Consider the following 25,129-nt stretch of genomic DNA (forward strand, 5'->3'; position numbering starts at 1 on the left):
CGCTGTGTAAACTCATTCGTAAAGGCTTTTCACTTAACACAATCGAAGAGGAGAGGAGACGAGCAGCATGCTAGAAAAAACAACGCGAATGAACTATTTGTATGATTTCTATAATACGTTGTTAACACCGAAGCAGCAAAGCTACATGTCTCTTTATTATCTGGATGATTTCTCACTTGGTGAAATTGCCGAAGAGTATGAAGTCAGCCGTCAAGCAGTTTATGATAATATTAAACGGACGGAAGCAATGCTTGAAGAATATGAAGGGAAGCTTTCGCTGCTGCAAAAGTTTCAAGAGCGTTCAGGACTTATTAAACAATTGAAAACTATGCTTCAGGAGGAGACCCCTTCAAAGCAGGCAATGCTGGATGTCATTGCCGAACTTGAGAATTTGGAATAGGAGGCGGCGTTAATGGCATTTGAGGGATTAGCCGACCGACTGCAAAGTACGATACAAAAAATCCGCGGCAAGGGGAAAGTCTCTGAAGCGGATGTAAAAGAGATGATGCGTGAAGTCCGTCTGGCTTTGCTTGAGGCAGACGTTAACTTCAAGGTCGTTAAAGACTTTGTCAAAAAAGTCAGTGAACGGGCTGTAGGGCAGGAAGTATTGAAAAGCTTAACTCCCGGGCAGCAGATTATTAAAATCGTTAATGAAGAATTAACAGCGCTTATGGGCGGCGAACAAAGTAAAATTGCCGTTTCAAACCGCCCGCCGACGGTCATTATGATGGTCGGACTTCAAGGGGCGGGTAAAACGACGACAACCGGGAAGCTCGCCAATTTGCTGCGCAAAAAGTATAATCGTAAGCCGTTGCTAGTTGCAGGAGATATATATCGCCCGGCGGCAATCAAGCAGCTTGAAACGCTGGGAAAACAATTGGACATGCCGGTATTTTCCTTAGGAGACCAGGTTAGTCCAGTTGAAATTGCCCGCCAGGCCATTGCAAAAGCAAAAGAGGATCATCATGATTATGTTCTGATTGATACCGCAGGCCGTCTACATGTTGATGAAGCTTTAATGAATGAGCTGAAGGACATTAAAGAATTAACAAAGCCGGATGAAATTTTCTTGGTTGTAGATGCAATGACCGGACAGGATGCGGTCAATGTTGCCCAAAGTTTTAATGAACAGCTTGGGATTTCAGGAGTTGTGCTGACAAAGCTTGACGGCGACACCCGTGGTGGTGCGGCCCTGTCCATTCGTGCGGTCACTGAAAAGCCGATTAAATTTGTCGGTCTCGGCGAGAAAATGGATGCCCTGGAGCCGTTTCATCCGGAGCGAATGGCTTCGAGAATTCTCGGTATGGGTGATGTGCTGACACTAATTGAAAAAGCACAGTCCAATATCGATGAAGAAAAGGCGAAAGAATTAGAGCAGAAAATGCGGACTGCGACTTTTACGCTTGATGACTTTTTGGATCAGCTTGGTCAAGTCAAGAAGCTTGGGCCGCTCGACGAGTTGTTAAAAATGATGCCTGGTGCGAATAAAATTAAAGGGTTAAATAATATTCAAATTGATGAAAAACAGATTGCCCATGTAGAGGCTATCATCAGATCGATGACAAAGGAAGAAAAGCTTCGCCCTGAATTAATGAACTCAAGCCGAAAGCGACGGATTGCTAAGGGCAGCGGCCGTACAGTCGCCGAAGTTAACCGTCTGCTCAAGCAGTTTGAGGACATGAAAAAGATGATGAAGCAAATGACAGGGATGCAGCAAAAGGCAAAGAAAAAAGGCGGCTTTAAATTTCCGTTTAAACCGTTTTAAGTAATAAAAAAATGGTAATTCTATGTGTAAAGAAAAAACACTTTACAAATGAAAAATAAATTGATATTATACTATCTTGTGTGAAACTATTCGGAGGTGCTATTAATTATGGCAGTAAAAATTCGCTTAAAACGTATGGGAGCAAAGAAATCTCCTTTCTATCGTATTGTAGTTGCAGATTCTCGTTCACCACGTGATGGACGCTTCATTGAAACAGTTGGAACTTACAACCCAGTTGCAGAACCAGCGCTTGTTGACATCAATGAAGAGCTAGCTCTTAAATGGTTACAAAATGGTGCAAAACCATCTGATACAGTTCGTAACCTGTTCTCTAAACAAGGTATTATGGAGAAATTCCATAATGCGAAATTGAGCAAGTAAGAAACGAGCTATGAAGGAATTAATTCAAACAATTGTTAAGCCTCTTGTTGATTTTCCTGAAGACATCAAAGTAGATGCTATTGAGGATGAGACGCGTATTACGTATCATCTCTCCGTTAATAAAGCAGATATGGGTAAAGTTATTGGGAAACAGGGGCGTGTTGCAAAAGCCATTAGGACTGTTGTTTATGCAGCAGGATCTTCACAACATAAGAAATTATTTCTGGAAATTGGTGAATAGCTTTTTGCATCTAGATAAAAGGGAGGGAGAGATTCCTCCCTTTTTGCTATAGAAAAAGTTCAACCCTTGAGGAGGACCTTCATGCAGCTCATTCAAACTGTTGTAGTAAAACAAATACTAACGGAAAATAGCAAACAGCAGCTTTTTGATCAATATCATGCCCGCAAACAACAGCTTCAAAAGGAATGTGATCAGCTTCAATTTGAATTAAAACGCTTGGAAAAGACGAAAACCTTTCCCCCCACTACATTAAAAAAACATTTTGAAAAAGAAATTCAAATGCGGAAAGAAAAAATAAAGCTTCTAGAGTTTCAAATGGAACAGCTGCATATCCTACCATTAGGAAGTGAATTGAAAGAAAAGGAAGTTCAGGCATTGGTTGAAGTGAAAGTCGGCGACAGATGGAAGGACGATGCCGCGACAATTGTGATAAAAGACGGCATAATCGAGGATATTAGATAGCAGGTGATGCAAAATGGAAAAATGGTTTAATGTTGGAAAGATAGTCAATACGCATGGTATTAAAGGGGAAGTGCGGGTCATTTCAAAAACCGATTTCCCTGAAGAACGATATAAAGCAGGAAATCAGCTTTATTTATTTATGCCGAACTCCAGTACCCCTGTAGAATTGACGGTTAAGCAGCATCGGACACATAAAAATTTTGATTTATTGGTTTTTGAAGGGTATGAAAATATCAATTTAGTGGTAAAATTTCGGGATGGGATTTTAAAGGTGCCTGAGTCACAATTAAGCAATTTGCAAGAGGATGAGTTTTATTTTCATGAGATTATTGGCTGTAGAGTGTTCCTCTCTTCTGGTGATGAAATCGGGAAAATTATAGAAATTCTCACTCCCGGGGCTAATGATGTATGGGTAATAAAAGGAACAGGCGGTAAAGAGATTTTAATCCCATATATAGAGGAAGTTGTCAAAAAAGTCGATGTAAGGGAAAAAACGGTTTTAATTGAACCGATTGAAGGTCTGCTGACATGATGCAAATTGATATTCTGACGCTTTTTCCAGAAATGTTTTCCGGAGTATTTGGTCACTCCATTTTACATAAAGCAGCTGAAAAGTTCGCTGTCCAATACAATGTTGTCAACTTTCGGGAGTTTGCCGATAATAAGCATTCTTCAGTTGATGATTATCCATATGGCGGCGGTGCCGGTATGGTGTTAATGCCACAGCCAATCTTCGACGGTGTTGCTGCCCTGAAAGAAAGGGCAAAGAGTAAGAAGCCAAGAGTCATCCTTCTTTGTCCACAAGGGGCAAGGTATGACCAGCGGAAGGCTGAAGAATTAGCTAAGGAAGAGCATCTTATCTTTATTTGCGGCCATTATGAAGGATATGATGAGCGGATTCGTGAACATGTCGTGACGGATGAAATCTCAATTGGTGATTACGTCTTAACTGGCGGGGAACTTGGCGCCATGGTCGTCATTGATAGTGTTGTGCGCCTGTTACCGGAAGTGTTGGGAAATGAGGAATCTCATATGAAAGATTCTTTTAGTACCGGCTTACTAGAACATCCGCATTATACAAGACCCGCTGATTTTCGCGGCATGAAGGTTCCCGCTGTTTTATTATCGGGAAATCATAAACTAATTGAAGAATGGCGCAACAAAGAAGCATTAAGGCGGACATTAATCAGAAGACCGGATTTGCTGGGAAAAATGGAGCTCACATCGCAGCAAGAAAAATGGCTGCGTGAAGTAGAAAAAGAAGAGAACTAGTATTGCAGCCCTGAGATAATTATGGTATGATACATCTTGTGACTTTAGCTGGAATTATTTCAGACTTTTAGTCTTATAACGATGTTCCGCTGCAGTGATAGATTTTTATGTGCATGAGCATCTGTTGGAAGGAGTTGAAAACGATGCATAAATTAATTGAAGAAATCACTAAAGAACAACTTCGTTCTGACCTTCCTGCGTTCCGTCCTGGTGATACTGTACGTGTACACGTTAAAGTTATCGAGGGAACTCGCGAGCGTATCCAGTTATTTGAAGGTGTTGTGATTAAGCGTCGTGGTGGTGGAATCAGCGAAACTTTCACAGTTCGTAAAATTTCTTACGGAGTTGGCGTTGAACGTACTTTCCCTGTACACACACCAAAAATTGCGAAGCTTGAAGTGATTCGCCGCGGTAAAGTTCGCCGTGCGAAGCTTTACTACTTACGCAGCCTTCGCGGTAAGAAAGCTCGTATTAAAGAAATTCGCTAATATGAAAAAAAGAGCTTGCCATGCAGGCTCTTTTTTTATTCCAATTGATTTGCCATAAGGCAATCCGTGGTCGAAGAAAAATATTAAAATTTGATTAAAAACTAAGTGTCCGCCGTGTTATTTAGAGCTAAGTTATGTACAATATTCTTTATAAGACTTTTTCCAGGATTGGTGGGTAACGTATGACGAAAAAGAAGAATGAACTTTGGGAATGGACGAAGGCACTTTTAATCGCGGTAGCATTAGCAGCCATTATTCGCTATTTTCTCTTTGCTCCAATTGTAGTGGACGGGCTATCGATGATGCCGACGCTGAAGAATCAAGATCGGATGATCGTCAATAAACTAAGCTATGAAATTGGGGAGCCAAAACGATTTGATATTATTGTTTTTCATGCACCGGAACAAAAAGATTACATAAAGCGTGTAATAGGAATGCCAGGAGACCAAATCGAATACAAAAACGATATATTGTATGTAAATGGGAAGGCTTATAAAGAACCATATTTAGATGAATATAAAAAACAGGTGGAAGATGGCCCGCTTACAGACGATTTCACCTTGGAGGAAAAAATTGGACGGACCACTGTTCCGAAAGGTGAATTATTTGTAATGGGGGATAATCGCCGCTTTAGCAAGGATTCGAGGCATATTGGGACGGTACCAATGAGTAAAGTCATCGGCAAGGCCAGTATCGTTTTTTGGCCGTTAAAGGATGCCCATATTGTAAAAGTGAAATAGAAGCTAGGAGGTGACGTCTTTGACGATCCAATGGTTTCCTGGCCATATGGCGAAAGCCAGGAGAGAAGTCACGGAAAAATTAAAACTTGTTGATATCATTTTTGAATTGGTCGATGCTAGAATTCCTTATTCATCGAGAAACCCAATGATTGATGAAATCATTCAGCATAAACCAAGACTTGTTTTATTAAATAAGGCTGATATGGCGGACAAAGAAATGACAAAGGAATGGATGGCTTTCTTTGCGGAAAAAGGCATCAAGTCTCTTGCAATTAATTCGCAGGCCGGTGAAGGGATGCGCCAGATTACAGCTGCCTCCCAAGAAATTTTAAAAGAAAAATTCGACCGTCTAAAGGCAAGAGGGGTTAAACCACGGGCGATCCGCGCTATGATTGTCGGGATTCCTAACGTAGGCAAATCGACGCTGATTAATCGCCTTGCGAAAAAGAATATCGCCAAAACAGGAAATACGCCAGGTGTGACAAAATCACAGCAATGGATTAAAGTTGGCAAGGAAATGGAACTTCTTGATACTCCTGGGATTTTATGGCCGAAGTTTGAAGACCAAGAGGTAGGTATGAAGCTGGCAATCACAGGGGCGATTAAGGATACCCTATTAAACCTGCATGATTTGGCCCTCTATTCATTAAAGTTTTTGGAAAGAGCGTATCCAGAGCGCTTAATGGACCGTTATAAGCTCTCGGAACTTCCTGAGGATGCGGCAGCCTTGTTTGATCATATCGGCAAGCTTAGGGGCTGTTTGATGGCCGGAGGAGTAGTCGATTACGATAAAGTAGCAGAACTTGTCATCCGCGAGATACGTTCTGATAAATTTGGATCCATATCGTTTGAGAAGCCAAGCGAATATTAATGATTGTGTTTTATATTAAAAAAATATTTTAGGTGACCAACATGAAACGACCCTCAATTGCTCAAATTGAAGAACGATTAGCAGAAATATCCGAGGAGACAGATCCATATCTTCTTGAGCTTGAAAAGGATGAACGAATTGGCGTTCAAAAAAGTCTTGGCAAATGGAAAAAGCGCCGCGAAGAAGGAAAGCTTCTTGAGGGTAAATTCCTTGAGATGACCCAGTATGAGCGTAAATTTTGGACGCAGGGCTTTGACTATATCGCCGGTGTAGACGAAGTGGGAAGAGGTCCGCTTGCAGGGCCTGTTGTAGCTGCCGCAGTGATTTTACCACGTGATTTTTTCTTAGCGGGAATAGACGATTCTAAAAAGCTATCTGAAAAAAAACGCCTGGAATTTGACGAATTCATTAGAAGAGAAGCGATTTCCTACAACATAGCGATGATTCAAGCGGAAGAAATCGATGAAATGAATATTTTTCAGGCAACAAAAAAGGCGATGAAATCAGCCATTGCATCATTACATACTTCCCCTGATTTTTTACTCATTGATGCTATGAAGCTGGAATCACCGTATCCATCACAATCGATTATTAAAGGGGATGCGAAAAGTGTATCAATCGCAGCTGCTTCAATCGTGGCTAAAACGGCAAGAGATCAGCTGATGAAGGAAATCGCCCGGGAATATCCCGCTTATGGATTTGAACATAATATGGGCTATGGAACTAAAGAGCATTTACTGGCCATTCAACAATACGGGATCACAAAGTATCACCGAAAATCCTTTGCACCGATAAAGGAATTTATCGAACCAAATTTATTTTCATAATTTCTGTTTCCATTAGCATACTAAAAACAGGCACAGCCTGTTTTTTTATTTGGAAAAATGAATAACACCTTATTTTGAAATAATATTTTTTAAAGTAAGTTTTTGAAATAATCAGGAATATTATTTTAAACTAAATGGTGGACAAGGTTTATCTCATTATATAAAATGAAAACGGAGTCAGATTTTTGTAGAGTAAGATATAGGAGGATGGGAAATGAATATCCATGAGTATCAGGGGAAAGAGATCCTCAGAAAATATGGAGTAACGGTTCCAAATGGAAAAGTGGCTTTCACGGTTGAAGAAGCTGTTGAAGCGGCGAAAGAATTAGGCACGCAAGTATGTGTGGTAAAAGCACAAATTCATGCTGGCGGTCGGGGAAAAGCCGGCGGTGTTAAAGTTGCAAAAAACCTTGATGAAGTTCGTACATATGCAAACGAGATTCTTGGTAAAACCTTAGTAACACACCAAACAGGTCCTGAAGGTAAGGAAGTAAAACGCTTGCTTATTGAAGAAGGCTGCGACATTAAAAAGGAATACTATGTTGGATTAGTATTGGATCGAGCTACTTCCCATGTCGTGTTAATGGGATCTGAAGAAGGTGGTACAGAAATCGAAGAAGTGGCCGCTAAAACACCTGAGAAAATTTTCAAAGAAGAAATTGATCCAGTTGTTGGTTTAATGCCATACCAAGCACGCCGTCTTGCATTCAATATCAATATTCCTAAAGAATTGGTTAACCAAGCCGTTAAGTTCATGACAGGACTTTACAATGCTTATATTGACAAAGATTGCTCAATCGCTGAGATCAACCCATTGGTTGTCACTGGTGATGGAAAAGTTATGGCGCTTGATGCAAAATTAAACTTTGACTCCAATGCGTTATACCGTCAAAAAGATGTTTTAGAATACCGCGATCTTGAAGAGGAAGATCCAAAAGAAATTGAAGCCTCAAAATATGATTTAAGCTATATTGCATTAGATGGTAATATTGGCTGTATGGTTAATGGTGCCGGTCTTGCAATGGCGACAATGGATATTGTTAAACACTATGGCGGGGACCCTGCAAACTTCCTTGATGTTGGCGGCGGTGCAACTGCTGAAAAAGTAACTGAAGCATTTAAAATTATCCTTTCTGATCCACATGTTAAAGGTATTTTTGTCAATATCTTCGGCGGAATCATGAAATGCGATGTCATTGCTGAAGGTGTTGTAGAAGCAGCTAAGCAAGTTGGATTATCTATTCCGTTAGTTGTCCGCTTAGAAGGTACAAATGTTGACTTAGGTAAGAAAATTCTTGCTGAGTCAGGTCTTGACATTACAGCTGCTGAATCCATGGCAGATGGTGCACAAAAAATCGTTTCATTAGTGAAATAGGATCGAATGAAAGGGGAATTAACGTGAGCGTTTTTGTTAATAAAGATACAAAGGTTATTGTTCAAGGTATTACTGGCGGAACAGCCCGTTTCCATACAAAGCAAATGCTGGAATATGGCACCAAAATTGTCGGTGGTACATCACCAGGAAAAGGCGGACAAGAAGTAGAAGGTGTACCGGTTTTTAATACTGTAAAACAAGCGGTAGAAGCTACTGGTGCAAATGCATCTGTCATCTACGTTCCAGCTCCATTTGCTGCTGATTCTATTATCGAAGCAGTCGATGCCGAGCTAGATCTTGTTATTTGTATCACAGAGCATATTCCAGTACTCGACATGGTTAAAGTAAAACGTTATATGGAAGGCAAGAAAACTCGCTTAGTGGGACCTAACTGCCCTGGCGTTATTACAGCAGACGAATGTAAGATTGGTATCATGCCTGGCTACATTCATACAAAAGGTCATGTCGGCGTTGTTTCTCGCTCCGGAACATTAACATATGAAGCAGTACATCAATTAACACAAGCAGGAGTGGGCCAGACAACAGCTGTTGGTATTGGCGGCGACCCTGTTAACGGAACAAACTTTATCGATGTTTTAAAGGCCTTTAACGAAGACCCTGAAACATATGCTGTTATTATGATTGGTGAAATCGGCGGAACAGCTGAAGAAGAAGCAGCTGAGTGGGTTAAAGCTAATATGACAAAACCTGTTGTCGGCTTCATCGGAGGCCGTACTGCACCTCCAGGAAAGCGTATGGGCCATGCCGGTGCGATCATTTCCGGCGGTAAAGGTACTGCAGATGAGAAAATCCGCGTTATGAACGAATGCGGCATTAAAGTTGCTGAAACACCATCTGTAATGGGTGAAACTTTAATCGAAGTATTAAAAGAAAAAGGTTTATACGAAAAGTGTAAAACCCACTAATCATAATATAAACATCATGATTAACTTAAATAGTCCCTCATTTTATGAGGGGCTATTTCTGCTTGAAAAAATCAAAGGAGGAATGTGATCAATGAATGACTTTAATGAAAAATTAATTACCTTGCTGCATTATCCAAATTGTACGTGGAACAGTGTATTTCAAATGTTAAAAAAAGACCCTTTATTACATTCACTTAAGCATGTTCAAACGTCGAAGCAGCTTCAAATGGTCTTCCCCGCTAATGGAAAACCTTTCACAGTATCTTCAAACGAAACCATTCATCCCGACTCTATTCATGATCAAATACATCAATACAAAACAAACGATATAACCGTAATTACCTATTTTGACAAAAACTATCCAAATTATTTAAAAGAAATTTATCAGCCGCCATGGGCCTTGTTTGTAAAAGGTGACATCTCGCTGCTTGAAAAAAATCCAAAACTGGCTGTTGTAGGTTCCAGACAGCCTACCCAGTACGGAAAAAATGCGATTCGCGTATTGTTTCCGAAATTAATTGAACATAATGTACTTATTGTGAGTGGACTTGCCTACGGAATCGATGCTCTTGCACACGAATACGCAATCAAAAATAGCGGCAGGACTATAGGAGTGATTGCAGGTGGATTGTATCATATTTACCCAAAAGAAAATATCAATCTGGCATCTGAAATGATGCAAACACAATTAGTCATATCCGAATATCCACCGGATACAAAGCCAGAGAGATGGCATTTTCCGGCACGTAATCGAATCATTAGCGGATTATCCCAGGGTACATTTATTATAGAAGCAAAACGAAAAAGCGGCTCCTTAATTACAGCGAATTATGCGCTAAACGAGGGCCGGGAGGTATTCTCGCTTCCAGGAAGCATTTTTAATCCCTATTCGCTTGGAACAAATGATTTAATCCAGCAAGGAGCAAAACTGATTACGAAAGCGGAGGATATTTTAGAGGAAATAAGATAAAACTCTAATAAAAATAAAGGAAAAATTATAAAATATGAAGTAATATTGAATAAAAAACGAAAATTTAGTATAAAAAGGTTGAAATAATTTCTAATATGTTATACATTTTCCAACAGATGTTCGAAAAAAAGAATAAGTTACGAAAGAATAAATAATATTGTAAATAAATAATGTTTGAATATTTTTTGGGATATGAGAGTTTTGTAAAATTTTCTCTGTTAGAATAAATTGAAGATTGGACTTTAGAAAACTTCTCAAATTGTAAGCATCGTAGAAAAGGCTTTCACGCCATATTCTTGGCGCTTTCATATTTTCCCTCTTACATAAGGAGGAATTGAACATGACTGAATTTCTAGTAATTGTGGAATCGCCGGCTAAAGCGAAAACAATTGAACGATATTTAGGAAAAAAATATAAAGTAAAAGCCTCAATGGGTCATGTAATAGATTTACCGCGAAGTCAAATGGGCGTTGATGTTACGGAAAATTTCAAACCTAAATATATTACGATCCGCGGGAAGGGACCTGTTTTAAAGGAATTAAAAACCGCTGCTAAAAAAGCGAAGAAAGTTTTTCTCGCAGCCGACCCTGATCGTGAAGGGGAAGCAATTGCATGGCATTTAGCCCAAAGTTTAGGGGTCGACATTGGCTCAGAATGCCGCGTTGTTTTTAATGAAATTACCAAGGATGCAATCAAAGACTCATTTAAGCAGCCACGCCCCATTAATATGGATTTAGTTGATGCCCAGCAGGCACGGAGGGTTTTGGACCGCCTGGTTGGCTACAACATTAGCCCGCTGTTATGGAAAAAGGTAAAAAAAGGATTAAGTGCAGGCAGGGTACAGTCAGTTGCCGTACGATTAATTATCGACCGTGAAAAGGAAATTCAGGCCTTTGTACCGGAAGAGTATTGGACAATCGAAGGCGACTTTTTAAAAGGCTCAAATCAATTTAGCGCCGGTTTCTACTCTTTAGCGGGACAAGAAAAAACAGAATTAAAGTCTGAAGCAGATGTACAAAGAGTACTAAAGGAGATGGATGGAAATAAATTTAAGGTTATTTCTGTTACGAAAAGAGAGCGGAAACGAAATCCAGCTCCACCGTTTACGACCTCTTCGCTGCAGCAGGAAGCCGCAAGAAAATTAAACTTTCGTGCCAAAAAGACAATGATGCTTGCCCAGCAGCTTTATGAAGGAATTGAACTCGGCAGTGAAGGAACGGTTGGTCTAATCACCTATATGAGAACAGATTCAACTCGAATCTCGGAAGTTGCTCAAACAGAAGCAGCGAATTATATTAAGAGTGCATATGGGGAAAATTTTTTAAAAAACGAACAAAGAAAAGAGAAAAAACAAACAAACGCACAGGATGCCCATGAAGCAGTCCGGCCAACCAGCTCATTTAGGGACCCTAATAGTTTAAAGGAATTCCTATCGAGAGATCAGCTTCGCCTTTATAAATTAATTTGGGAGCGGTTTTTAGCCAGCCAAATGGCGCAGGCAGTAATGGATACAATGAGTGTTGATTTGCAAAACGGAAACACCATATTCCGTGCTACAGGCTCGAAAATAAAGTTTCCAGGCTTTATGAAACTTTATGTAGAAGGCTCAGATGATCAAGTCGATGAAATCAATAAAATGCTTCCCGACTTAAATGAGGGAGATGAAGTATTTCAAAAGGATATTGAACCAAAGCAGCATTTTACTCAGCCGCCACCAAGATATACGGAAGCAAGATTGGTAAAAACGCTAGAGGAGTTAGGGATTGGCCGTCCTTCTACTTACGCGCCGACATTGGATACGATTCAAAAGCGCGGCTATGTTGCCCTTGATAATAAACGTTTTGTTCCAACAGAGCTCGGGGAAATCGTTCATGAAGTAATGGTGGAATTTTTCCCAGAAATTATCGATGTGGAATTTACCGCTAGATTAGAAAAAGGCTTAGACTATGTTGAAGATGGAGAAATGCCTTGGATCAAACTGATTGATTCATTTTACAAAGAGTTCGAGACACATTTAAAAATAGCGGAAGAGGAAATGGAAAAAATCGAGATAAAAGATGAACCTGCCGGTGAGGACTGTGAAAACTGTGGCAGCCCCATGGTATTTAAAATGGGACGTTACGGGAAATTCATGGCTTGCAGTAATTTTCCTGATTGCCGCAATACGAAACCAATCGTAAAAGAAATCGGTGTCACCTGTCCAAGCTGTAAAGAAGGTACGATTATCGAGAGAAAGAGCAAGAAGAAAAGAATCTTTTACGGCTGCAGCCGTTACCCTGAATGTGAGTTTATTTCATGGGATAAACCATTACCAAGAAACTGCCCGAAATGTGACGGACTCCTGGTTGAAAAGAAATTGAAAAAAGGTGTCCAAGTTCAATGTGTCAATTGTGATTACAAGGAAGAGCCGCAAAGCTAAGAGTGGACAAAACGTCCACTCTTTTACATGTTTTTAATACTTAAAACTTTTTTGTTTGCAAACTGTGTAGTACAATGCAAGATGGACCTTAATGAGGGAAAGGTATACATATAGTCTCTATTTCAATTTGCATACAGAAAAAATCAGGAGGTCAAAATGAAAGAAGTACATGTGAATGTGATTGGTGCAGGGTTGGCTGGAAGTGAGGCAGCCTGGCAAATCGCAAAACAAGGTGTAAAGGTTCGCTTGTATGAAATGCGCCCAGTTAAACAAACTCCGGCACATCATACAGATAAATTTGCTGAGTTGGTCTGCAGTAACTCTCTTCGAGCAAACACACTTACAAATGCGGTCGGAGTACTAAAGGAAGAAATGAGGCAGCTTGACTCAGTGATCATCGCTGCTGCTGATGCCTGCTCTGTTCCCGCTGGCGGCGCTTTGGCCGTAGACCGGCATGAATTTGCCGCGAAAGTGACTGAAATGGTAAGGAATCATGAAAATGTCACGGTAATCACTGAAGAGGTAACAGAAATCCCGGATGGTCCTACGGTAATCGCAACAGGACCACTCACTAGTCCGGAGCTTTCTGAGAAATTAAAAGGTCTTACAGGCGAGGATTATCTTTATTTCTATGATGCAGCTGCACCAATAATTGAAAAAGACAGCATCGACATGAATAAGGTATATTTAAAATCGCGCTACGATAAAGGAGAGGCAGCTTATCTTAATTGTCCTATGACTGAAGAGGAGTTTAACCGCTTCTATGACGCGCTGGTTTCAGCGGAAACTGCTCCCTTAAAAGAATTCGAAAAAGAAATCTTTTTCGAAGGCTGCATGCCGATTGAAGTTATGGCAGCCCGCGGTAAGAAAACAATGCTGTTTGGTCCATTGAAACCAGTGGGCTTAGAAGATCCAAAAACGAATAAAAGACCTTTTGCCGTCGTTCAATTGCGCCAAGATGATGCTGCGGGCACATTATATAATATTGTCGGCTTTCAGACCCATTTAAAATGGGGGCCGCAAAAAGAGGTCATTCAACTGATTCCTGGTCTTGAAAATGCGGAAATTGTCCGTTACGGGGTTATGCATCGAAATACGTTTATTAATTCACCGAAGGTCCTGAAAGCCACTTACCAATTTAAAGAACGTGAAGATTTATTATTTGCAGGCCAAATGACAGGTGTTGAAGGCTATGTGGAATCGGCTGCAAGTGGATTAATTGCGGGAATAAATGCGGCAAGACTTGTAAAAGGACTGGAACCGGTGGAATTCCCTGCTGAGACAGCAATCGGCAGCATGGCTCGATATATTACAACAACGAATTCGAACAATTTCCAGCCAATGAATGCAAATTTCGGATTGTTTCCAGAATTGCCTGTTAAAATCAAAGGCAAACAAGAACGAAATTTACAGCACGCTAATCGAGCGCTAGAGACAATTCAGAACTTTGTGAAGGTTTTGTAAAGTATCTTGCAAGGGCTATTGAAGTGTGATAATATGTAGTAGCCCTTGCGAGGTGAATTGTTTGTAAATGTGAATTTTTTATTAACTTTAGTAAACGAGTGTTTACAATTCCTTTGGAATTATTCAAAATATACAATTGAACCATTATCAATATGGTTAAGTGAATTCCATTGTTCATATTTGCACAAGAGATTGTGGATCGTTATATGCTAGTCATTTATGGGATTAATTGAAACAGTTTTACTAAGAATTGTTAATGATATTTTGAAAATTTCATACATAAGTTAAACTGTACAAATTGTGTGCAAAGCAAATAATTACTCCAAAGGGAGGACCATCTTAAATGAATCAATTTCACGCAACAACAATATTTGCGATTCACCATCACGGCGAGTGCGCTATGTCAGGTGATGGTCAAGTAACATTAGGCAATGCGGTTGTGATGAAGCATACAGCGAGAAAAGTAAGAAAGATTTTTAACGGGAAGGTATTAGCCGGTTTTGCAGGTTCTGTAGCCGACGCTTTTACCCTTTTTGAACTGTTTGAAGGTAAATTGCAGGAATTTAACGGTAATCTTCAAAGAGCATCTGTCGAACTTGCTAAAGAGTGGAGAAGCGATAAAGTACTTAGAAAGCTTGAAGCCATGCTCATTGTCATGGACCGTGAAAATTTGTTGCTGGTCTCTGGTACAGGCGAAGTAATTGAACCAGATGATGGCATTCTCGCAATCGGTTCCGGCGGGAATTATGCGTTAGCAGCCGGCCGGTCACTTAAGCGATATGCGGGGGAGCAATTATCCGCCAAAGAAATCGCTAAGGCTTCATTAGAAATGGCTGCAGAAATATGTGTCTACACAAACCACAACATAATTGTTGAAGAGCTTTAATGGGAAGGAGACATAAAATGGCTAATACAACCAACTTAACACCTCGCCAAATTGTTGAAAAACTTGATCAATATATAATCGGACAAAAGGATGCCAAAAAGGCTGTTGCTGTTGCTCTAAGGAATAGATATCGAAGAGGTCTATTAAACGAAAAACTCAGGGATGAAATTATCCCAAAGAACATTCTTATGATTGGGCCGACTGGTGTAGGTAAAACTGAAATTGCCCGGAGGATTGCCAAACTTGTCGGTGCACCATTTATTAAAGTGGAAGCTACAAAATTTACGGAAGTAGGTTATGTTGGCCGCGATGTTGAATCGATGATTCGGGATCTAGCTGAAACAGCTGTTCGGCTTGTTAAAGAAGAGCGGATGCAGAGTGTTAAGGAGCGGGCTGAGGAAAATGCTAATAATCGGCTTGTTGAATTATTAGTTCCATCGGCTAAGAAATCGGGAGGCTACAAAAATCCGTTGGAGATGTTATTCGGCGGAGGCAATTCTTCAACTGAACATGAGTCGCCGCAGGAAGATTATTCGATTCAAGAAAAGCGTAAAATCGTAAGAGAAAAACTAGCTCTTGGTGAATTAGAAAATGAAGTTGTTACAGTGGAAGTAGAAGAACAAGCACCATCCATGTTTGATATGCTGCAAGGTTCAGGGATTGAGCAAATGGGCATGAATATGCAGGATGCGCTTAGCAGCTTAATGCCAAAAAAACACAAGAAGAGAAAATTAACGGTCCGAGAAGCCAGACAGGTATTAACGAATGAAGAGGCTTCTAAGCTGATTGATATGGATGAAGTTTCAACAGAAGCGGTTTATCGTGCTGAACAAACGGGTATTATTTTTATAGATGAAATTGATAAAATTGCCAGTAAAAACTCCGGCAGTTCTTCTGCAGATGTTTCAAGAGAAGGAGTACAGCGGGATATTTTGCCTGTAGTTGAAGGCTCAACAGTTGTAACAAAATACGGTCCAATTAAAACTGACCATATTTTATTCATAGCGGCTGGAGCTTTCCATATGGCAAAGCCATCCGACTTAATCCCAGAACTGCAAGGACGTCTGCCGATTCGGGTTGAGCTGACAAAGCTTACAGTTGATGATTTTTACCGAATCTTAGTTGAGCCTGATAATGCCTTAATTAAGCAATATCGTGCATTATTGGAAACTGAAGGTATACAAATTGAATTTTCTGACGATGCTATTCGTAGGATTGCAGAAATAGCTTTTGAGGTAAATCAAAATACCGATAATATCGGTGCAAGACGACTCCATACCATTTTAGAAAAACTATTGGAAGATCTTTCGTTTGAAGCACCTGATATCAACATGGATACAATTACGATTACACCACAATATGTTGATGAAAAACTAGGAGCTATCTCGAAGAATAAGGATTTGAGCCAGTATATTCTTTAATGTTGGTTAGGCATTTTTTCAGTCACCTAAAACAGGGCAATGATTGAATCAAACTAAAATTTAATAATGGTTGTAGTTATTTAGGAGGAAGAAACAAATGGATTTATTAACAAAATCAAGAAGAATTAATGTTTTATTGCAAAAAGCTGCTGGTAAACCGGTAAACTTTAAAGAAATGGCTGATACATTAAGTGAAACGATTGAAGCGAACGTTTTTATCGTAAGCCGCCGCGGCAAGCTTCTTGGTCTGTCTATCTATCAGCAAATTGAAAATGAACGTATGAAAAAGATGTTCGAGGAACGTCAATTCCCAGAAGAATACACAAACAAATTATTTAATGTGACTGAAACCTCTCCAAACATTGATGTAGAAAGTGAATATACGGCTTTCCCTGTGGAAAACAGAGATTTATTCCGTGAAGGATTAACGACGATTGTGCCGATCATCGGCGGCGGTGACCGCTTGGGAACTTTAATTCTTGCAAGACTTCATGATAAATTTGCTGATGATGATTTGATTCTTGCTGAATACGGTGCAACAGTTGTCGGTATGGAAATTTTACGTGAGAAATCAGAAGAAATTGAAGAAGAAGCAAGAAGCAAAGCCGTAGTTCAAATGGCCATTAGCTCATTATCTTATAGTGAGTTGGAAGCAATTGAACATATCTTCGAAGAGTTGAACGGACATGAAGGTTTATTAGTTGCATCCAAAATTGCTGACCGAGTCGGCATCACCCGTTCCGTAATTGTTAACGCACTCAGAAAACTTGAAAGTGCCGGCGTCATCGAATCACGCTCCCTTGGTATGAAAGGAACTTATATCAAAGTTCTAAACGACAAATTCTTAGTAGAACTTGAAAAACTAAAATCTCATTAATAATGAAAACTGAAGGGTGTCAGGCACCATGTGAATTTTTCACATGGTGCCTGACACCCAATTTTTTTAAAACTATAACTTGATTGTTCATTTCGTCTATGCTATATTATTTCTTGGTGTTAATACACACGCTTGTTGATTTAAACGGATGGTGCTGTTGAATCAGTTTCTGTTTAAAAATGAGATGAGCGGAGGAAATCAAACCATTAGGAGGAAAAGTTACATGTCAGTTATTTCAATGAAACAATTGCTTGAGGCTGGTGTACATTTCGGTCACCAAACTCGCCGCTGGAACCCTAAGATGAAGAAATATATCTTCACTGAGCGTAACGGCATTTACATTATCGATCTTCAAAAAACAGTTAAGAAGGTTGAAGAAGCATACAACTGGGTGAAGGAGCTTGCTGCAAACGGCGGTACAATGTTATTCGTTGGTACTAAGAAACAAGCTCAAGATTCAGTGAAAGAAGAAGCACAACGTTCTGGAATGTACTATGTTAACCATCGTTGGTTAGGCGGTACATTAACAAACTTTGAAACCATTCAAAAGCGTATCGGCCGTTTAAAAGACATTGAGAAAATGGCGGAAGATGGTACTTTTGAAGTACTTCCTAAAAAAGAAGTTGTTCAGCTGAAGAAAGAACAAGAACGCCTTGAGAAATTTTTAGGCGGAATCAAAGATATGAAACAGCTTCCAGATGCACTGTTCATTATTGACCCTCGTAAAGAGCGCATCGCAGTTGCAGAAGCAAAGAAATTAAACATTCCAATCGTTGGTATTGTTGATACAAACTGTGACCCAGACGAAATCGATGTTGTCATTCCTGCGAATGACGATGCGATCCGTGCGGTTAAGCTATTAACTTCTAAAATGGCTGATGCTATCCTAGAAGCAAAGCAAGGCGAAGAAGTAGCTGTAGAGGCTTAATTTAAATAGTCTAAACTAAAAAAAGGTGATAAGAGGGAGACCCTTTATCACCTTTTTTTAAAGAAATATAAACATGTTAAAGTTTTATCTTTAGCCCGAATGGCTATGATAGGTGTACATAGTATAATTTTAAGGAGGAACATACTCATGGCAGTAACTGCTCAAATGGTAAAAGAATTACGCGAAAAAACAGGCGCAGGTATGATGGACTGTAAAAAAGCATTAACCGAAACAAACGGTGATATGGAAAAAGCAATCGATTTCTTACGTGAAAAAGGTATTGCAAAAGCTGCTAAAAAAGCTGATCGTATCGCAGCTGAAGGTTTAACTGGAATCGTAACTGAAGGTAACGATGCGGTCATTTTAGAAGTAAACTCTGAGACTGACTTCGTTGCGAAAAACGAAGGCTTCCAAACTCTTGTTAAAGAGCTTGCAGCACATATTCTAAAAAATAAACCGGCAACTGTTGATGAAGCATTAGCTCAAACACTGGATAACGGTGCAAATGTTGCTGACCATATTAACGCAGCCATCGCAAAAATCGGTGAGAAATTAACTCTTCGCCGCTTTACAGTTTTAACGAAAACTGATAACGACGCTTTTGGTGCATACCTTCACATGGGCGGACGTATTTCCGTATTAACGGTATTTGAAGGTTCAACTGATGCGGATGCAGCAAAAGATGTTGCAATGCATATTGCTGCATTAAATCCTAAATATGTTTCTCGTGACCAAGTATCACAAGAAGAAGTGGAGCATGAGCGTCAAGTGTTAACGCAGCAGGCTCTTAATGAAGGTAAACCAGAAAACATCGTAGCAAAAATGGTTGAAGGCCGTCTTGGAAAATACTTTGAAGATGTTTGCGTTCTAGACCAAGCATTCGTTAAGAACCCAGATCAAAAAGTACGTCAATTTGTTGAGTCTAAGGGTGCTAAGCTTCGCGAGTTCATTCGTTATGAAGTAGGCGAAGGTATTGAAAAGCGCGAAGATAACTTTGCTGAAGAAGTAATGAACCAAGTGAATAAACAATAGTCAACTTTTCTCCAAGTAAAACATCATTGAAGTTTTAAGGGAATGTTACTGAAATATTTTGAATAGGGGACACAGTATGTGTTCCCTATTTTTAAAGAACAAAAGCATAGAAAATTAATACGGAGGTTTATATGAGTAGTCCAAAATACAAACGCGTGGTGTTAAAATTAAGCGGGGAGGCATTAGCCGGAGATGAGGGCTTTGGAATTAAACCTTCTGTAATTAAATCAATTGCCACACAAGTAAAGGAAATAGCTGAGCTTGGAGTAGAAGTAGCGGTAGTTGTCGGCGGCGGCAATATTTGGCGAGGTAAAATCGGCAGTGAAATGGGAATGGACCGGGCGACAGCAGATTATATGGGAATGCTGGCAACGGTTATGAATTCATTAGCTCTTCAAGACAGCTTAGAACATTTAGGAATTGAATCCCGCGTACAAACTTCGATTGAAATGCGTCAAGTAGCGGAGCCGTATATTAGACGGCGGGCAATGAGACATTTAGAGAAAAAACGTGTCGTCATTTTTGCGGCAGGTACTGGAAATCCATACTTCTCAACAGATACAACAGCAGCATTGAGAGCAGCAGAAATTGATGCAGATGTGATTTTAATGGCCAAGAACAATGTTGACGGTGTTTATTCGGCAGATCCTAGGCTTGATGCGAGTGCAACGAAATATGAGGACCTGTCTTTCCTTGATGTTATTAAAGAAGGCTTGGCTGTTATGGATTCAACTGCATCATCCTTATGTATGGATAACGATATTCCGTTAATGGTATTCTCAATTACAGAGCAAGGCAATATCAAAAAAGCAGTTATGGGTGAAAAAATCGGTACAATTGTTAGGGGGAAAAACTAATGCCAAAACAAGTCATTGATTCGGCCAAAGATAGAATGACTAAAGGAATTCAAGCATATACGAGAGAGCTTGCAAGCATCCGTGCCGGAAGGGCGAGCGCCTCTTTGTTGGACAGAATTACAGTAGATTATTATGGAGCACCAACACCTGTAAATCAACTTGCAGGGATTTCAACTCCAGAAGCTAGACTGCTTGTTATTCAGCCGTATGATAAGTCAATTCTGGGTGAAATTGAAAAAGCCATTTTAAAGTCAGACCTTGGATTAAATCCTTCCAATGACGGATCAATTATTCGCCTTGCCATTCCGCAGCTAACGGAAGAACGTAGAAAAGAACTTGTGAAATTGGTGAAAAAAGAATCAGAAGAAGCGAAAATTGCGATTCGTAATGTCCGTCGTGATGCTAATGATGATTTGAAAAAATTAGAAAAAAATGGCGAAATTACGGAAGATGCCCTTCGCGGTTACTCTGACGATATTCAAAAGCTGACGGATGATCACATTAATAAAATTGATCAAATTACAAAAGATAAAGAAAAGGAAATTATGGAAGTATAATGAAAAATAGACCCTCTTTTAAGGGGGTTTTTTTTCCTATTTAGCTTATTCTGAATTCCTTTTTATTTACATAGGTTATTTAATGAGATATCTTTAGGATTATTTGGTATGATAGAAGCATGCTAATTAATGGATATCCGATACATATTTGTATACTGATTAAAGGTTTATTTTCGGAGGCAATGAATAAGTATTTGGAGGAGCAATGTTATGTTAAATAAAATAAGGCTTTGGAAGAACCAAAATAACTCTTCCATACTCCGAGATAAAATAGAAGAAATAAAAAAATCACCGATTCCCGAACATGTTGCGATTATCATGGATGGAAATGGCCGCTGGGCCAAAAAACGGGCTTTGCCAAGAATTGCGGGACACCATGAAGGGATGAAGGTTGTCCGTAAAACGACTATGCTGGCAAATAATTTGGGCATAAAAACCTTAACACTATATGCTTTTTCTACAGAAAATTGGAAAAGGCCAAAAAACGAAGTCGATTATATTATGAAACTGCCAGAGGAATTTCTTGGCACATTTCTTCCTGAACTGGTAGAAAATAATGTTCAAGTAAAAATGATGGGCTATAAAAATCAACTTCCTGTACATACACTGCGTGCAATAGAAAAAGCTATGGAAGAAACAAAAAATAATGATGGGCTGGTTTTAAATTTCGCTCTAAATTATGGCAGCCGGGCCGAAATCATGGATGCTGTCAAGCAGATGATTTCGGATAGCAAAAGCGGCAAATTATCGGAAGCTGACCTTGATGAACAAGTTTTTTCTTCCTACTTAATGACTGCTGAATTCCCGGATCCGGATCTTTTAATTCGTACGAGCGGTGAAATCCGATTAAGTAATTTTATGCTATGGCAATTGGCGTATTCCGAGTTTTGGTTTACGGATGTGTTATGGCCTGATTTCAACGAGGAACATTTACTTGAGGCAATTGAGGTTTTCCAAAAACGGCAGCGCCGTTTTGGGGGGATTTAACAGTCAATTTATTTTTGAATTTAAAGAAGGCGGGCAATATTGTCAGCCTTGTATAATGACAAAGGTGTTGAAAAAATAAATGAAGCAAAGAATCATAACTGCCGTTGTTGCAGCGGCGTTATTCTTGCCAATTGTGTTTTACGGCGGTCTTCAGTTTCTGCTGTTAACTTATGCGATGGCAAGCGTTGGACTTTATGAGTTAATAAGGATGAAAAAATTAAATATTTTTTCACCATATGGATTTTTAGCGACTTTAATTCTTTGGGTTATTCTTCTGCCAAATGAAATACTTGCAGATTTTTATTATTCCAAAATGGAAATTAGCATCGTATTAATCTTATTATTATTGACTTATACAGTGATAACAAAAAACCGTTTTGACTTTGAAGATGCCGCCTTTTCTATTTTATCAGCCATATACGTAGGGATTGGCTTCTACTTTTTACTGGAAACGCGCCAGGCGGGACTTGTGTATATTTTTTATTCATTATTTATTATTTGGGCAACGGATTCAGGAGCGTATTTTGTCGGAAAAGCAATCGGCAAGAAAAAGCTATGGCCTGAAATAAGCCCGAACAAAACGGTTGAAGGGTCAATTGGCGGTATTGTATGTGCTGTGATTGTTGCCATCCTTTTCGGGCTGTTTTCGGAATTTAATGCAACGATTGTAACTTTAATTGGTATGACCATTGTCTTGTCTATTTTTGGACAAATTGGCGATCTTGTTCAATCGGCATATAAACGCCATTTTAATGTGAAGGATTCAGGCAATATTCTTCCTGGCCATGGCGGGATCCTCGACCGCTTTGACAGCCTATTATTTGTTTTGCCCTTATTGAATTTATTTCATATTTGGCAGTAAACCGAAATACTCAGGAGATGACATTATTGAAGAAAATTAGTTTACTGGGAGCTACAGGCTCAATTGGAATTCAAACGCTGGACATCATTCGCGAGCATCCTGGTGAATTTATATTAGCGGCAATGTCCATCGGGAAGAACATCGAATTAGCTCGTAAAATTATCGGTGAATTTCAACCAGAACTCGTTTCTGTCCAAAATCATAGTGATTTTCATACATTAAAAGCAGAATTTCCTCATACAAATTTCACATATGGGGATGAAGGAATCATTGAAGCAGCGACTTTCGAAAAGGCCGATATTCTTGTTAACGCAGTTCTTGGCAGTGTGGGGCTTAATCCAACGCTGCAGGCGATTGAAGCCGGCAAGACCATTGCCATTGCTAATAAAGAAACGCTTGTTACCGCGGGTCATTTAGTGATGGAGGCAGCAAGAAAAAATAATGTTTCACTCTTACCGGTGGACAGCGAACATTCTGCGATTTTTCAATGTCTGCAGGGAGAAAATGAGAAGAATATTGAACGCTTAATCTTAACAGCATCGGGCGGCAGTTTCCGTGACCGCTCCCGGAGTGAGCTGGAACAGGTTACTGTTGAAGAGGCGTTACACCATCCTAATTGGTCGATGGGAGCGAAAATTACGATTGACTCTGCAACCATGATGAATAAAGGCTTAGAAGTCATAGAGGCACATTGGCTGTTTGACCTTCCATATAACAAAATTGATGTTCTGCTGCATAAAGAAAGTATAATTCATTCAATGGTTGAATTTCATGACACTAGTATTAAAGCGCAGCTCGGAACACCTGATATGCGGGTCCCAATTCAATATGCACTCACATATCCCGATCGTATACCGCTTCCAACAGGAAATCGTTTAAATTTAGCGCAGCTTGGCCAATTGCATTTTCAGGAAATGGACTTAAACCGTTTTCGCTGCCTGAAATTTGCTTATGAAGCAGGCAAAGCTGGGGGCACTATGCCGACTGTTTTGAATGCCGCCAATGAAACAGCTGTTGCGGCCTTTTTGGAAGGCAGGGTTACTTTCTTACAAATTGAAGATTTGGTTGAAAAGGCTTTGGACAATCATCGAACGATTGAATACCCAAGCTTAAGTACAATCCAAGAAGTTGACAAGGAAACAAGACAGTATGTACAATCACTGTTATAAGTAGAAAGCGCTGCACGTAAAAAGAGGAAAGCATTTATTTATATTTTAGCTTTCCTACCCCAAAAAAAGGTGGTTTTATTTTTGAGTACAGTTATTGCCTTTATTGTGATTTTTGGTGCATTAGTCTTCTTTCATGAATTTGGTCACTTTATTTTTGCCAAAAGAGCCGGCATTCTTTGCCGGGAATTTGCGATTGGCATGGGCCCTAAAGTCTTTTCGCATAAAAAGGGAGAAACGACTTACACGATCCGGCTGTTACCGATTGGCGGTTTTGTCCGGATGGCGGGAGAAGACCCGGAAATGGTGGAAATCAAACCGGGATATCGCATTGGATTATTATTTAATAAAGAAGAAAAAATAACAAAAATCATTCTAAACAACAAAGATAAATATCCTAATTGCAGGATTGTTGAAGTTGAATATGCAGATATTGAAAAGGATTTAATTATCAAAGGGTATCCTGATGATGAAAATGATCAGCTGCAGTCTTTTTCTATTGATCCATCCGCAGTCATTGTAGAAAATGGTGTGGAATCGCAAATAGCCCCAATTGATCGGCAATTTGCTTCAAAATCTTTAGGTCAAAGGTTTATGACTATTTTTGCAGGACCTATGATGAACTTTGTTCTGGCCTTCATCGTGTTTATTTTAATCGCCTTATTACAGGGTGTACCAACAAATGAACCGAAATTGGGTGTTATTACCCCTGATGGTGCTGCTAAAGCAGCAGGGCTGCAAAAAGGGGATATCATTCAAAGTATCAATGGCTCGGAAATTACGAGCTGGAATGATGTTGTGGAAATCATTCGCAAAAATCCTAATGAGAAACTAGATTTTTCTATTGTTCGAAATGGACAAGAAAAGGAAGTCCAGGTGACACCGCAGGAAAAAACGGTGGATGGAAATAATGTGGGAATTATCGGGGTTTACAGTCCTGTTGAAAAATCCCCAGTTCAAGCAATTACCGCAGGTGCGAAAGAAACTTATTTTTGGACGACCCAAATCTTTGTGATGGTAGGAAAATTAGTAACCGGACAATTTTCGATTGATGCATTATCTGGACCAGTAGGGATTTACTATTCAACTGATGAAGTTGCTAAATCGGGAATATATTATTTAATGAAATGGGCCGGGATTTTAAGCATAAACTTAGGAATAATGAATTTATTGCCAATTCCTGCTCTTGATGGCGGCCGATTAATGTTTTTTGCGATTGAAGCTGTTAGAGGAAAACCAATCGACAGACAAAAAGAAGGAATGGTTCATTTTATCGGTTTTGCCTTACTCATGCTGCTTATGCTTGTTGTCACATGGAATGATATTCAAAGATTTTTCTTGAAATAATTTATTGG

The 25,129-nt window shown here is 39.6% G+C and carries 27 protein-coding genes; all 27 read left to right on the forward strand.

All coding sequences use genetic code 11. The features are described 5' to 3' along the window. The first annotated feature begins 67 nt into the window (after positions 1-67). The gene (locus A6749_RS21295; protein WP_066396021.1) at positions 68-400 is read left to right on the forward strand and encodes a putative DNA-binding protein; all 333 of its coding nucleotides are present in this window, start codon (positions 68-70) and stop codon (positions 398-400) included. Positions 401-412: 12 nt separating this feature from the next. Next, the gene (gene ffh, locus A6749_RS21300) at positions 413-1,765 is read left to right on the forward strand and encodes a signal recognition particle protein (RefSeq protein WP_066396027.1); all 1,353 of its coding nucleotides are present in this window, start codon (positions 413-415) and stop codon (positions 1,763-1,765) included. 108 nt (positions 1,766-1,873) lie between these two features. After that, positions 1,874-2,146: a 30S ribosomal protein S16 gene (rpsP, locus tag A6749_RS21305; protein ID WP_066396030.1), complete on the forward strand. Its 273-nt coding sequence runs from the start codon at positions 1,874-1,876 to the stop codon at positions 2,144-2,146. Positions 2,147-2,156: 10 nt separating this feature from the next. Further along, entirely contained in the window at positions 2,157-2,387 is a 231-nt protein-coding gene (locus A6749_RS21310; protein WP_066396032.1) for a KH domain-containing protein, read from the forward strand. Between the two features lie 81 nt (positions 2,388-2,468). Then, complete coding sequence (locus A6749_RS21315) at positions 2,469-2,849, forward strand: YlqD family protein (protein ID WP_066396044.1); 381 nt, start codon at positions 2,469-2,471, stop codon at positions 2,847-2,849. A 13-nt stretch (positions 2,850-2,862) separates the two neighbouring features. Then, positions 2,863-3,381, forward strand: a complete 519-nt coding sequence (rimM, locus tag A6749_RS21320) for a ribosome maturation factor RimM (RefSeq protein ID WP_066396046.1) — start codon at positions 2,863-2,865, stop codon at positions 3,379-3,381. Next, positions 3,378-4,121 (forward strand): tRNA (guanosine(37)-N1)-methyltransferase TrmD, encoded by a 744-nt coding sequence (gene trmD, locus A6749_RS21325; protein WP_066396053.1) that lies wholly within the window; start codon positions 3,378-3,380, stop codon positions 4,119-4,121. The genes rimM and trmD overlap by 4 nt, the downstream gene beginning before the upstream one ends. 143 nt (positions 4,122-4,264) lie before the next feature. Beyond that, on the forward strand, positions 4,265-4,609 hold the full coding sequence (gene rplS, locus A6749_RS21330; RefSeq protein WP_066396060.1) for a 50S ribosomal protein L19: 345 nt from the start codon (positions 4,265-4,267) through the stop codon (positions 4,607-4,609). 182 nt (positions 4,610-4,791) lie between these two features. After that, complete coding sequence (gene lepB, locus A6749_RS21335) at positions 4,792-5,349, forward strand: signal peptidase I (RefSeq protein WP_066396067.1); 558 nt, start codon at positions 4,792-4,794, stop codon at positions 5,347-5,349. A 19-nt stretch (positions 5,350-5,368) separates the two neighbouring features. Continuing rightward, positions 5,369-6,220: a ribosome biogenesis GTPase YlqF gene (ylqF, locus tag A6749_RS21340; protein ID WP_066396072.1), complete on the forward strand. Its 852-nt coding sequence runs from the start codon at positions 5,369-5,371 to the stop codon at positions 6,218-6,220. Between the two features lie 41 nt (positions 6,221-6,261). After that, complete coding sequence (locus A6749_RS21345) at positions 6,262-7,047, forward strand: ribonuclease HII (RefSeq protein WP_066396080.1); 786 nt, start codon at positions 6,262-6,264, stop codon at positions 7,045-7,047. A 214-nt stretch (positions 7,048-7,261) separates the two neighbouring features. Further along, positions 7,262-8,422, forward strand: a complete 1,161-nt coding sequence (sucC, locus tag A6749_RS21350; protein ID WP_066396084.1) for an ADP-forming succinate--CoA ligase subunit beta — start codon at positions 7,262-7,264, stop codon at positions 8,420-8,422. Between the two features lie 23 nt (positions 8,423-8,445). Continuing rightward, positions 8,446-9,348: a succinate--CoA ligase subunit alpha gene (sucD, locus tag A6749_RS21355; protein ID WP_066396087.1), complete on the forward strand. Its 903-nt coding sequence runs from the start codon at positions 8,446-8,448 to the stop codon at positions 9,346-9,348. Positions 9,349-9,439: 91 nt separating this feature from the next. Further along, the gene (gene dprA, locus A6749_RS21360) at positions 9,440-10,318 is read left to right on the forward strand and encodes a DNA-processing protein DprA (protein ID WP_066396090.1); all 879 of its coding nucleotides are present in this window, start codon (positions 9,440-9,442) and stop codon (positions 10,316-10,318) included. 340 nt (positions 10,319-10,658) lie between these two features. Next, positions 10,659-12,737, forward strand: a complete 2,079-nt coding sequence (gene topA, locus A6749_RS21370) for a type I DNA topoisomerase (protein WP_066396096.1) — start codon at positions 10,659-10,661, stop codon at positions 12,735-12,737. 156 nt (positions 12,738-12,893) lie between these two features. Next, positions 12,894-14,201, forward strand: a complete 1,308-nt coding sequence (trmFO, locus tag A6749_RS21375) for an FADH(2)-oxidizing methylenetetrahydrofolate--tRNA-(uracil(54)-C(5))-methyltransferase TrmFO (RefSeq protein WP_066396099.1) — start codon at positions 12,894-12,896, stop codon at positions 14,199-14,201. A gap of 343 nt (positions 14,202-14,544) precedes the next feature. Continuing rightward, entirely contained in the window at positions 14,545-15,087 is a 543-nt protein-coding gene (gene hslV / locus A6749_RS21380; protein WP_066396102.1) for an ATP-dependent protease subunit HslV, read from the forward strand. A gap of 17 nt (positions 15,088-15,104) precedes the next feature. After that, on the forward strand, positions 15,105-16,508 hold the full coding sequence (gene hslU / locus A6749_RS21385) for an HslU--HslV peptidase ATPase subunit (RefSeq protein ID WP_066396108.1): 1,404 nt from the start codon (positions 15,105-15,107) through the stop codon (positions 16,506-16,508). Between the two features lie 97 nt (positions 16,509-16,605). Further along, positions 16,606-17,385, forward strand: coding sequence for a GTP-sensing pleiotropic transcriptional regulator CodY (codY, locus tag A6749_RS21390; RefSeq protein WP_066396110.1), 780 nt, complete (start codon positions 16,606-16,608; stop codon positions 17,383-17,385). A gap of 223 nt (positions 17,386-17,608) precedes the next feature. Beyond that, the gene (gene rpsB, locus A6749_RS21395; protein WP_066396113.1) at positions 17,609-18,313 is read left to right on the forward strand and encodes a 30S ribosomal protein S2; all 705 of its coding nucleotides are present in this window, start codon (positions 17,609-17,611) and stop codon (positions 18,311-18,313) included. Positions 18,314-18,460: 147 nt separating this feature from the next. Beyond that, complete coding sequence (gene tsf, locus A6749_RS21400) at positions 18,461-19,345, forward strand: translation elongation factor Ts (protein ID WP_066396116.1); 885 nt, start codon at positions 18,461-18,463, stop codon at positions 19,343-19,345. Positions 19,346-19,476: 131 nt separating this feature from the next. Then, a complete protein-coding gene (gene pyrH, locus A6749_RS21405; RefSeq protein ID WP_066396121.1) occupies positions 19,477-20,202 on the forward strand; it encodes a UMP kinase in 726 nt (241 codons plus the stop codon). After that, positions 20,202-20,759 carry a ribosome recycling factor gene (gene frr, locus A6749_RS21410; protein WP_066396124.1) on the forward strand — a complete coding sequence of 186 codons (558 nt, stop codon included), beginning with the start codon at positions 20,202-20,204 and terminating at the stop codon, positions 20,757-20,759. Before pyrH ends, frr begins: the two co-directional genes overlap by 1 nt. 210 nt (positions 20,760-20,969) lie before the next feature. After that, complete coding sequence (locus A6749_RS21415; RefSeq protein ID WP_066396132.1) at positions 20,970-21,746, forward strand: isoprenyl transferase; 777 nt, start codon at positions 20,970-20,972, stop codon at positions 21,744-21,746. 79 nt (positions 21,747-21,825) lie between these two features. Further along, positions 21,826-22,608, forward strand: coding sequence for a phosphatidate cytidylyltransferase (locus A6749_RS21420; protein ID WP_066396140.1), 783 nt, complete (start codon positions 21,826-21,828; stop codon positions 22,606-22,608). A gap of 26 nt (positions 22,609-22,634) precedes the next feature. Next, on the forward strand, positions 22,635-23,777 hold the full coding sequence (gene dxr / locus A6749_RS21425) for a 1-deoxy-D-xylulose-5-phosphate reductoisomerase (protein ID WP_066396143.1): 1,143 nt from the start codon (positions 22,635-22,637) through the stop codon (positions 23,775-23,777). 81 nt (positions 23,778-23,858) lie between these two features. Beyond that, on the forward strand, positions 23,859-25,121 hold the full coding sequence (rseP, locus tag A6749_RS21430; protein ID WP_066396147.1) for an RIP metalloprotease RseP: 1,263 nt from the start codon (positions 23,859-23,861) through the stop codon (positions 25,119-25,121). The last annotated feature ends 8 nt before the right edge of the window (positions 25,122-25,129 follow it).

This window comes from Neobacillus mesonae (genome assembly GCF_001636315.1).
In the GTDB taxonomy this organism is placed as follows: domain Bacteria; phylum Bacillota; class Bacilli; order Bacillales; family Cytobacillaceae; genus Neobacillus; species Neobacillus mesonae.

What these genes read in the sequence shown, in the direction of transcription:
- A6749_RS21295 (WP_066396021.1), top strand. Translation starts at nt 68, where the DNA reads ATGCTAGAAAAAACAACGCGAATGAACTATTTGTATGATTTCTATAAT.
- ffh (WP_066396027.1), top strand. Translation starts at nt 413, where the DNA reads ATGGCATTTGAGGGATTAGCCGACCGACTGCAAAGTACGATACAAAAA.
- rpsP (WP_066396030.1), top strand. Translation starts at nt 1,874, where the DNA reads ATGGCAGTAAAAATTCGCTTAAAACGTATGGGAGCAAAGAAATCTCCT.
- A6749_RS21310 (WP_066396032.1), top strand. Translation starts at nt 2,157, where the DNA reads ATGAAGGAATTAATTCAAACAATTGTTAAGCCTCTTGTTGATTTTCCT.
- A6749_RS21315 (WP_066396044.1), top strand. Translation starts at nt 2,469, where the DNA reads ATGCAGCTCATTCAAACTGTTGTAGTAAAACAAATACTAACGGAAAAT.
- rimM (WP_066396046.1), top strand. Translation starts at nt 2,863, where the DNA reads ATGGAAAAATGGTTTAATGTTGGAAAGATAGTCAATACGCATGGTATT.
- trmD (WP_066396053.1), top strand. Translation starts at nt 3,378, where the DNA reads ATGATGCAAATTGATATTCTGACGCTTTTTCCAGAAATGTTTTCCGGA.
- rplS (WP_066396060.1), top strand. Translation starts at nt 4,265, where the DNA reads ATGCATAAATTAATTGAAGAAATCACTAAAGAACAACTTCGTTCTGAC.
- lepB (WP_066396067.1), top strand. Translation starts at nt 4,792, where the DNA reads ATGACGAAAAAGAAGAATGAACTTTGGGAATGGACGAAGGCACTTTTA.
- A6749_RS21345 (WP_066396080.1), top strand. Translation starts at nt 6,262, where the DNA reads ATGAAACGACCCTCAATTGCTCAAATTGAAGAACGATTAGCAGAAATA.
- sucC (WP_066396084.1), top strand. Translation starts at nt 7,262, where the DNA reads ATGAATATCCATGAGTATCAGGGGAAAGAGATCCTCAGAAAATATGGA.
- dprA (WP_066396090.1), top strand. Translation starts at nt 9,440, where the DNA reads ATGAATGACTTTAATGAAAAATTAATTACCTTGCTGCATTATCCAAAT.
- topA (WP_066396096.1), top strand. Translation starts at nt 10,659, where the DNA reads ATGACTGAATTTCTAGTAATTGTGGAATCGCCGGCTAAAGCGAAAACA.
- trmFO (WP_066396099.1), top strand. Translation starts at nt 12,894, where the DNA reads ATGAAAGAAGTACATGTGAATGTGATTGGTGCAGGGTTGGCTGGAAGT.
- hslV (WP_066396102.1), top strand. Translation starts at nt 14,545, where the DNA reads ATGAATCAATTTCACGCAACAACAATATTTGCGATTCACCATCACGGC.
- hslU (WP_066396108.1), top strand. Translation starts at nt 15,105, where the DNA reads ATGGCTAATACAACCAACTTAACACCTCGCCAAATTGTTGAAAAACTT.
- codY (WP_066396110.1), top strand. Translation starts at nt 16,606, where the DNA reads ATGGATTTATTAACAAAATCAAGAAGAATTAATGTTTTATTGCAAAAA.
- rpsB (WP_066396113.1), top strand. Translation starts at nt 17,609, where the DNA reads ATGTCAGTTATTTCAATGAAACAATTGCTTGAGGCTGGTGTACATTTC.
- tsf (WP_066396116.1), top strand. Translation starts at nt 18,461, where the DNA reads ATGGCAGTAACTGCTCAAATGGTAAAAGAATTACGCGAAAAAACAGGC.
- pyrH (WP_066396121.1), top strand. Translation starts at nt 19,477, where the DNA reads ATGAGTAGTCCAAAATACAAACGCGTGGTGTTAAAATTAAGCGGGGAG.
- frr (WP_066396124.1), top strand. Translation starts at nt 20,202, where the DNA reads ATGCCAAAACAAGTCATTGATTCGGCCAAAGATAGAATGACTAAAGGA.
- A6749_RS21415 (WP_066396132.1), top strand. Translation starts at nt 20,970, where the DNA reads ATGTTAAATAAAATAAGGCTTTGGAAGAACCAAAATAACTCTTCCATA.
- A6749_RS21420 (WP_066396140.1), top strand. Translation starts at nt 21,826, where the DNA reads ATGAAGCAAAGAATCATAACTGCCGTTGTTGCAGCGGCGTTATTCTTG.